This is a genomic window from Kitasatospora sp. NPDC050463, assembly GCF_040655255.1.
In the GTDB taxonomy this organism is placed as follows: domain Bacteria; phylum Actinomycetota; class Actinomycetes; order Streptomycetales; family Streptomycetaceae; genus Kitasatospora.
Window position 1 is genome coordinate 24,114 of sequence record NZ_JBFAJO010000088.1, and the last position, 8,145, is coordinate 32,258.

7 protein-coding genes are annotated in these 8,145 nt (G+C 71.1%); all 7 read left to right on the forward strand.

Annotated elements, in window-relative coordinates; translation table 11 throughout:
* Positions 1-18: 18 nt before the first annotated feature.
* The 7 genes from AB0J08_RS35505 (at position 19) to AB0J08_RS35535 (ending at position 7,838) form a co-directional block, all read left to right on the forward strand.
* A complete protein-coding gene (locus AB0J08_RS35505) occupies positions 19-1,161 on the forward strand; it encodes an ABC transporter ATP-binding protein (RefSeq protein WP_360642338.1) in 1,143 nt (380 codons plus the stop codon).
* Positions 1,158-2,102: an ABC transporter permease gene (locus AB0J08_RS35510; RefSeq protein WP_360642340.1), complete on the forward strand. Its 945-nt coding sequence runs from the start codon at positions 1,158-1,160 to the stop codon at positions 2,100-2,102. Before AB0J08_RS35505 ends, AB0J08_RS35510 begins: the two co-directional genes overlap by 4 nt.
* On the forward strand, positions 2,102-2,905 hold the full coding sequence (locus AB0J08_RS35515) for an ABC transporter permease (protein WP_360642342.1): 804 nt from the start codon (positions 2,102-2,104) through the stop codon (positions 2,903-2,905). The genes AB0J08_RS35510 and AB0J08_RS35515 overlap by 1 nt, the downstream gene beginning before the upstream one ends.
* Before the next feature lie 79 nt (positions 2,906-2,984).
* Positions 2,985-4,379, forward strand: coding sequence for an FAD-dependent oxidoreductase (locus tag AB0J08_RS35520; RefSeq protein ID WP_360642344.1), 1,395 nt, complete (start codon positions 2,985-2,987; stop codon positions 4,377-4,379).
* Between the two features lie 289 nt (positions 4,380-4,668).
* A complete protein-coding gene (locus AB0J08_RS35525; RefSeq protein WP_360642346.1) occupies positions 4,669-5,100 on the forward strand; it encodes a hypothetical protein in 432 nt (143 codons plus the stop codon).
* 108 nt (positions 5,101-5,208) lie between these two features.
* Positions 5,209-6,105: a hypothetical protein gene (locus AB0J08_RS35530; RefSeq protein ID WP_360642348.1), complete on the forward strand. Its 897-nt coding sequence runs from the start codon at positions 5,209-5,211 to the stop codon at positions 6,103-6,105.
* A gap of 209 nt (positions 6,106-6,314) precedes the next feature.
* On the forward strand, positions 6,315-7,838 hold the full coding sequence (locus tag AB0J08_RS35535) for a CoA-acylating methylmalonate-semialdehyde dehydrogenase (RefSeq protein ID WP_360642350.1): 1,524 nt from the start codon (positions 6,315-6,317) through the stop codon (positions 7,836-7,838).
* Positions 7,839-8,145: the final 307 nt, after the last annotated feature.

Sequence of the window (8,145 nt, forward strand, 5' to 3'; positions counted from 1 at the left end):
ACCAGAGAGACACCACCCATGACAGAGCAGCTGCGCTCCGCGGCCACCGGCGGCGACGTCCGCCTCACCGGCATCGGCAAGACCTACGGCTCCTTCACCGCCGTCCACCCGCTCGACCTGACCGTCCCCCAGGGTTCCTTCTTCGCCCTGCTCGGCGCCTCCGGCTGCGGCAAGACCACCACCCTGCGCATGATCGCCGGGCTGGAGGAGCCCACCAGCGGGACCGTCCTGATCGGCGGGCAGGACGTCACCGCCCTGCCCCCGTACAAGCGGCCGGTGAACACCGTCTTCCAGAGCTACGCGCTCTTCCCGCACCTCGACATCTTCGAGAACGTCGCCTTCGGACTGCGCCGGCGCGGCAAGAAGGACGTCAAGAAGCAGGTCGACGAGATGCTGGAGCTGGTGGAGCTCGGCCAGTACGCCCGCCGCAAGCCGCACCAGCTCTCCGGCGGCCAGCAGCAGCGCGTCGCCGTCGCCCGAGCCCTGATCAACCACCCGCAGGTGCTGCTCCTGGACGAGCCGCTCGGCGCCCTCGACCTCAAGCTCCGCCGGCAGATGCAGTTGGAGCTCAAGCGGATCCAGACCGAGGTCGGCATCACCTTCGTCCACGTCACCCACGACCAGGAGGAGGCCATGACCATGGCCGACACCATCGCGGTGATGAACGGCGGCCGGGTGGAGCAGCTCGGCGCCCCCGCCGAGCTCTACGAGAACCCCGGCACCACCTTCGTGGCCAACTTCCTCGGCCAGTCCAACCTGCTGCCCGCCGACGTGACCGGCCAGGAGGGCGGTGACCTGCTGCTCAGCGCCGCCGGTGCCCGGCTCACGGTGCCCAGGGCCCGGTGCGCCGCCGACGCCAGGAAGGTCCACCTCGGCGTCCGGCCGGAGAAGATCACCATCGAGCACGCCTCCGCCGAGGTCGCCGCCGGCCGCAACCGGCTGGGCGGCACCGTGGTCGATTCGAGCTTCATCGGCGTCTCCACCCAGTACCTGGTGCGCACCGACGGCGGTCAGGAGGTGACCGTCTTCGAGCAGAACATGGAGCGCGACACCCGGATCGTCCCCGGCGCGCCCGTCGTCCTGCACTGGAACCCGGCGCACTCCTTCGCCCTGGACGCCGCGCAGGCGATCGACGCGGGCACCGGGGAGGAGGCGGCATGACCACCACGACCGCGGCGGCGCCGCCGCAGGCCATACCCCCCGACGGCAGCCCGCTGCCCGAACCGGCCGCGCGGCCCAGGCGCAAGCTCACCCCGTACTGGCTGCTGCTGCCCGGCATCGCCTGGCTGGTCGTCTTCTTCGCGGTGCCGATGGTCTACCAGGCCTCCACCTCGCTGCAGACCGGCTCGCTGGAGGACGGCTTCACCGTCACCTGGCACGTCGCCACCTACTGGGACGCCCTGGTCGAGTACCGCTGGCACTTCGTCCGCTCGTTCGGCTACGCCGCGACCGCGACGCTGTTCTGCCTGGCCATCGGCTACCCGCTCGCGTACACGATCGCCTTCAAGGCGAGCAAGCGCTGGCGCAACGTCATCCTGATCCTGGTGATCGCGCCGTTCTTCACCAGCTTCCTGATCCGCACGCTGGCCTGGAAGACCATCCTCTCCGACGGTGGCCCGGTGGTCGGCGCGCTCAACGCGCTGCACGTCCTGGACCTCACCGGCGCGGTCGGGCTCACCTCCGGCGACCGGGTGCTGGCCACGCCGCTCGCGGTGGTCTGCGGTCTGACCTACAACTTCCTGCCGTTCATGATCCTGCCGCTGTACACCTCGCTGGAGCGGATCGACCCGCGCCTGCACGAGGCGGCCGGAGACCTGTACGCGCGCCCGTTCACGACCTTCCGCAAGGTGACCTTCCCGATCTCGCTCCCCGGCGTGGTCGCGGGCACGCTGCTCACCTTCATCCCGGCCTCCGGCGACTACATCAACGCCCAGCTGCTGGGTTCGCCGAGCGAGCAGATGGTCGGCAACGGCATCCAGAAGCAGTTCCTGAACGTGCTCGACTACCCCACGGCCGCCGCGCTGAGCTTCATCCTGATGGCCCTGATCCTGGGCATGGTGACGGTCTACATGCGCAAGGCCGGGACGGAGGAACTGGTCTGATGTCCCGAGTGATCAAGTGGATCCGGGCCCACCTGGTGGTGCTGGCCGGCCTGCTGGCCCTGGCCTACCTGGTGCTGCCCAACCTGGTGGTCCTCGCCTTCTCGTTCAACAAGCCGGTCGGCAAGTTCAACTACGAGTGGTCCGAGTTCTCCACCGACGCCTGGACCGACCCCTGCGGCGTGGCCGACATGTGCCAGTCGCTGTCGCTGAGCCTGGAGGTCGCGGTGCTCGCGACCGTCGGCGCCACCGTCCTCGGCACCATGGTCGCCTTCGCGCTGGCCCGCTACCGCTTCCGCGGCCGTTCCGCCACCACCGCGATGATCTTCCTGCCGATGGCCATGCCCGAGGTCGTGATGGCCGCCTCGCTCGGCACGCTCTTCCTCAACATGCGGATCCCGTTCGGCTTCACCACGATCCTCATCGCGCACATCATGTTCTGCCTGAGCTTCGTGGTGACGGCGGTCAAGGCACGCGTGATGAGCATGGACCCGAGGCTCGAACAGGCCGCCCAGGACCTCTACGCGACCCCGGTCCAGACCTTCCTGCGGGTCACCCTGCCGCTGGCCGCCCCCGGCATCGCCGCCGGCGCGCTGCTCAGCTTCGCGCTCTCCTTCGACGACTTCATCATCACCCAGTTCAACTCGGGCCCGACCACGGTCACCTTCCCGATGTTCGTCTGGGGCGCCTCGCAGCGCGGCATCCCGGTGCAGGTGAACGTCATCGGCACCGCGATGTTCATCGCCGCGGTGGTCCTGACCGTCGCCGGCCAGTGGCTCGGAAACCGCCGGAAGGCCACCGCCTGACCGCCCGGGCCGCCTCCCGGGCATACCGTCGGGAGGCGGCCCCCACCACCATCAACGTGCAGAAAGTGGCTGATAATGCATGGACTCCGCCCGCGCACTCAGTGACGCCAGGCCCACCCCCTTCTGGCTGGAGGACCCGGGCCGGCCGGCGGCGCTGCCCGCCCTGGTCGGCGACGTCACGTGCGACCTGCTGATCGTCGGCGGCGGCTACTCCGGCCTCTGGACCGCCCTCGTCGCCAAGGAGCGCGACCCCTCCCTGGACGTCGTCCTGGTCGAGGGCAACGAGGTGGGGTGGGCCGCGTCCGGGCGCAACGGCGGATTCTGCGCGGCCAGCCTGACCCACGGCTTCGGCAACGGACTGCAGCGCTGGCCTGCCGAACTCGCCCAGCTCGAACGCCTCGGCGCCGCCAACCTGGACGGCATCGAGGCGACCCTCAAGCGCTACGACATCGACGCCGAGTGGGAGCGCACCGGCGAGATCGACGTCGCCACCCAGCCCCACCAGCTCGCCGAGCTGCAGGAGGTCGCCGAGGCCGTCGCCGAGTACGGACTCGACGTCACCGTGCTCGACCGTGACGAGCTGCGGGCCCAGGTCGACTCGCCGACCTTCCTCGGCGGGCTCTGGGACAAGGAGGGCGTGGCGATGGTCCACCCCGCCAAGCTGGCCTGGGGCCTCAAGGCCGCCTGTCTCACCCAGGGCGTGCGGATCTTCGAGCACACCCGGGCGACGGACCTCAAGGAGTACGGCAGCGGCATGGCCGTCCGCACCCCGTACGGGCGGGTCTTCGCCCGGCGGGTCGCCCTCGGCACCAACGTCTTCCCCTCCCTGGTCAAGCGGGTCCGCCCGTTCGTCGTCCCGGTGTACGACTACGCGCTGATGACCGAGCCGCTCAGCGCGGAACAGCTCGCCGCGATCGGCTGGAAGGGACGGCAGGGGCTCGGCGACAGCGCCAACAAGTTCCACTACTTCCGGCTCTCCTCCGACAACCGCATCCTCTGGGGCGGCTACGACGCCGTCTACAACTACGGCGGGAACGTCCGGCACGAGTACGACCAGCGGCCGGAGACCTTCCGCACCCTGGCCCACAACTTCTTCCGCTGCTTCCCGCAGCTGGAGGGGCTGCGCTTCACCAACGCCTGGGGCGGGGCGATCGACACCTGCACCCGGTTCTCGGCGTTCTTCGACACCGCGTACCGCGGCCGGGTCGCCTACGCCGCCGGATACACCGGGCTGGGCGTCGGCGCCACCCGGTTCGGCGCCGAGGTGATGCTCGACCTGCTGGCCGGGGAGCGGACCGAGCGGACCTCCCTGGAGATGGTGCGCTCCAAGCCGCTGCCCTTCCCGCCCGAGCCGGTGCGCTGGGCCGGCATCGAGATCACCACGCGTTCGCTGGAGCGCGCGGACCGGACCGGCGGCCACCGCAACCTGTGGCTGCGCACCCTCGACCGGCTGGGGCTGGGCTTCGACAGCTGAGCGTCCGGCCGGCCGGTTGATCAGTCGGTTGATCGGTCGGCGTGCTGGTTCGGTGGCTCCTTGGTCCGACGGTCTGTTGAACCGACGGCCTGTTGAACCGATGAGCAGCCGCACCGATCACCGGCTGATCCGATGATCGGTGCGCTGTCCGGCCCGATTGCGCCGTCGGGCCAGGTGATCGCGTTATCCGTGTAAGAGAGACCCGCCGTCCCCCTCTCGTTGGTGACGGCGGGGCTCGGTTCCCGTCGCGCCACGATCAGCAACCGCGCTGAGAAACGGGGACAGGACCATGGAGAGCACCGGACTGCACTGGCTCGCCCAGGCGGCACCGGACCCGGACGCCTTCCGGGAACAGTGGGAACGCAGCGGACTGGGCCTGATGCTGCTGCCCGCAGGCCGGCGCTGGGACGTCCTCTCGGTGCCCGGCCGGCTCGGCCGTCCGGTCCTCGACATCCTCGACTCCCGCTCCTGCGGGCCGGTCCTCAGCGACTTCACGGGCGAGAGCATCGGCTTCCTCGTCCCCGTCGGCACGGCCGCGCGCTGGATCGGCACGGGCGTCCGGTGCGCCGGCGACGGCACCTGGATCGTCGTACCGCACCCCGAACGGCGCAGCCGGGGCGTGCGCTGGCTCATCCCGCCCGACGGCTCCGGGCGGCTCAACGACCCGGTCCTGCTGGAGCTCGCCCTGCACGAGGCCGCCGCCCGGCTCAGCGACTGGTGAGACCGGCCGGGCGCTCGGAGGCTCCGGCCGCCGGGCCGCAGGCTCGGGGCGCCTTGGCGGGGGACCGTACCGGACGCACGGGGTGGGCGGTCGCGTCAGACTGGGAGGGTGACCACCACCCCGGACACCGTCGACGCGTCCCTCCGCCCGGGCGCGGCCCAGCTGCGGCTCGCCGAGCTGGCTCGTCCCGTCTGTGACCGCCTCGGGCTCGCGCTCGCCGGTGGGCACGCGCTGCGCGCCCACGGTGTGCCGGCCTGCGCCCAGGACGGGCTGACCCTGGTGACCAGCGGTGATACCGACCTGCCGCAGGCCGCCGCCGAGCTGGCCGCCGCCTACCGGGCGGCCGGCGGCGGGGTCGTCGAGCGCCCGGGCACGCCGCGCCTGGAGCAGCTGTCCGTCCGGCTGACGCTCGGCGGGCGGACGCACACGGTCGAGCTGCGCAAGGAGCCGCTGGGCCACCGCCCGGTCCGCCTCGACCTCGGCGCACCGGGGCCCGCGGAGCCCTCGCTGACGATGACGGTCGTCGCCCTGGAGGACGCGGCCGCACTCGCCACCGAGCTGCTCGCCGACCGGGGCCTGCCGCGCGACCTGCTCGACGTGTACGCCCTGACCGCCTGGTACCGGGAGGGGGAGCTGCTCGCGCTGGCCACCGCGCTGGACACGGAATTTCCGCCCGCGGTGCTCGCCGATCGGCTGGAGACGCTCGCCGATGCCGCCGACGGGCGGTTCCGGGCCCGGGGAACGGTCGGCAGCTCGGTGGGTGGCCTGAAGCGCTGGGCACTGGCGTGGGCGCAGGACCTACGGCTCGACCTGCTGGAGACCCAGGAGGCGGCGGACGGACTGCACGATCCGTATCTGGAGGACGTGGAGGCTCTGGAAGACGCCGAGGAGGTGGCACCCGGCGACGGGGTGCTGGGCGACGACGGGGCGGTGGAGTCATTCGGGGCCGTGGAGTCGGGCGGGGCGGTGGAGCCGGGCGGAGCCGTGGAGTCGGGCGGGGCCTGAGCTTCGCCTGTTCGGCCGATACGGCCGACGACCTGTAAGGCTGAATCCAGGATCCCCGTCAGCCTGTTCGTTGAGGCGGGCGAGGGCGGCCACCAGACTGGGTGATGAACGCGGTAGCCCCGTGATCCCGTCGCCCGGCCCCTCGCGGGCGGCGCCACACAAGGGACCGGCGGCAGGACGCCGCCCGGGACTTCGGAGGCAGACGGACCATGAGCAAGCACATCATTCACTGGATCGGTGGCCGGCCGGTCGCCACCGCCGGCGCCGCGCCCCGCCGCGGTGACATCTTCGACCCGGCCACCGGCCAGGTCTCGGGCCACGTCGACTTCGCCGAGATCGCCGAGGTCGACCAGGCGGTGGCCGCCGCCGCCTCGGCCTTCACCGAGTGGCGCAACGCCTCGGTCGCCAAGCGCAGCACGGTGCTCTTCAGCTTCCGCGAGCTGCTCAACGCCCGCCGGGACGAGCTGGCCGCGATCATCGTCTCCGAGCACGGCAAGGTGCACTCCGACGCGCTCGGCGAGATCGCCCGCGGCCTGGAGGTCGTCGAGTACGCCTGCGGAATCCCGCAGCTCCTCAAGGGCGGCTTCACCGAGCAGGCGTCCACCGGGATCGACGTCTACTCGATCCGCCAGCCGCTCGGCCCGGTCGCCATCATCTCGCCGTTCAACTTCCCGGCGATGGTGCCGATGTGGTTCTTCCCGATCGCCATCGCGGCCGGCAACTCGGTCGTGCTGAAGCCGTCGGAGAAGGACCCGTCCGCCGCCAACTTCCTCGCCGAGCTGTGGAAGGAGGCCGGCCTGCCGGACGGCGTGTTCAACGTCGTGCACGGTGACAAGGTCGCCGTCGACCGTCTGCTGGAGCACCCCGACATCAAGTCGGTCAGCTTCGTCGGCTCCACCCCGATCGCCCGCTACGTCTACGAGACCGGCACCCGCTACGGCAAGCGCGTGCAGGCGCTCGGCGGCGCCAAGAACCACATGCTCGTCCTGCCCGACGCCGACCTCGACCTCAGCGCCGACGCCGCCGTCAACGCCGGCTTCGGCGCGGCCGGCGAGCGCTGCATGGCCATCTCGGTGCTGGTCGCCGTCGACCCGATCGGGGACGAGCTGGTCGAGAAGATCAAGCAGCGGATCGCCGACCTGAAGGTCGGCCCCGGCTGCAACGGCGACTCCGAGATGGGCCCGCTGGTCACCGGCCAGCACCGGGACAAGGTCACCTCCTACGTCGAGTCCGGTGTCGCCGACGGCGCCGAGCTCGCGGTCGACGGCCGGAAGCACCCGGTCACCGCCGAGGACCGGAACGGCGCCCCGACCACGGACGGCTTCTGGCTCGGCCCCACCCTGTTCGACCACGTCAAGCCCGGCATGTCCGTCTACAACGACGAGATCTTCGGCCCGGTGCTGTCGGTCGTGCGCGTCTCCTCCTACGAGGAGGGCGTGGCGCTCATCAACGCCAACCCCTACGGCAACGGCACCGCCATCTTCACCAACGACGGCGGCGCTGCTCGGCGCTTCCAGTACGAGGTGGAGGTCGGCATGGTCGGTATCAACGTGCCGATCCCGGTCCCCGTCGCCTACTACTCGTTCGGCGGCTGGAAGGCCTCCCTGTTCGGTGACGCACACGCGTACGGCCCGGACGGCGTGCAGTTCTTCACCCGCGGCAAGGCCGTCACCCAGCGCTGGCTGGACCCGTCGCACGGCGGTATCAACCTCGGCTTCCCGACCAACAGCTGAGCCACCGCTCCCCGCGGCCGTCGGCCGGTCCCCTTTCCCCGGGGGCCGGCCGGCGGCCGTTCGCCATTGGTCCGGCTACCAGCCCGCGACGGTACGGCGGGACCGTTTGCATCGCCCGGCCGACCGGCGTAGTGTTCTCTAGTCGCTCGGCTGGGAGCACCGGACACGCGTCTGCGCGGACGGTCCCGGGGCGGCCAATCCCCTAGAAACATCACTTCCCGGTTCGGGCTGGGTTGCGCTTTGTCATTTCGACGGTGCGGCTCGGGTCTTATTCGGCGTGCCTGTTTATATGGATTGCGGCCGGATT

Coding starts and splice junctions, on each gene's coding strand:
- AB0J08_RS35505 (WP_360642338.1), top strand. CDS start 19: ATGACAGAGCAGCTGCGCTCCGCGGCCACCGGCGGCGACGTCCGCCTC.
- AB0J08_RS35510 (WP_360642340.1), top strand. CDS start 1,158: ATGACCACCACGACCGCGGCGGCGCCGCCGCAGGCCATACCCCCCGAC.
- AB0J08_RS35515 (WP_360642342.1), top strand. CDS start 2,102: ATGTCCCGAGTGATCAAGTGGATCCGGGCCCACCTGGTGGTGCTGGCC.
- AB0J08_RS35520 (WP_360642344.1), top strand. CDS start 2,985: ATGGACTCCGCCCGCGCACTCAGTGACGCCAGGCCCACCCCCTTCTGG.
- AB0J08_RS35525 (WP_360642346.1), top strand. CDS start 4,669: ATGGAGAGCACCGGACTGCACTGGCTCGCCCAGGCGGCACCGGACCCG.
- AB0J08_RS35535 (WP_360642350.1), top strand. CDS start 6,315: ATGAGCAAGCACATCATTCACTGGATCGGTGGCCGGCCGGTCGCCACC.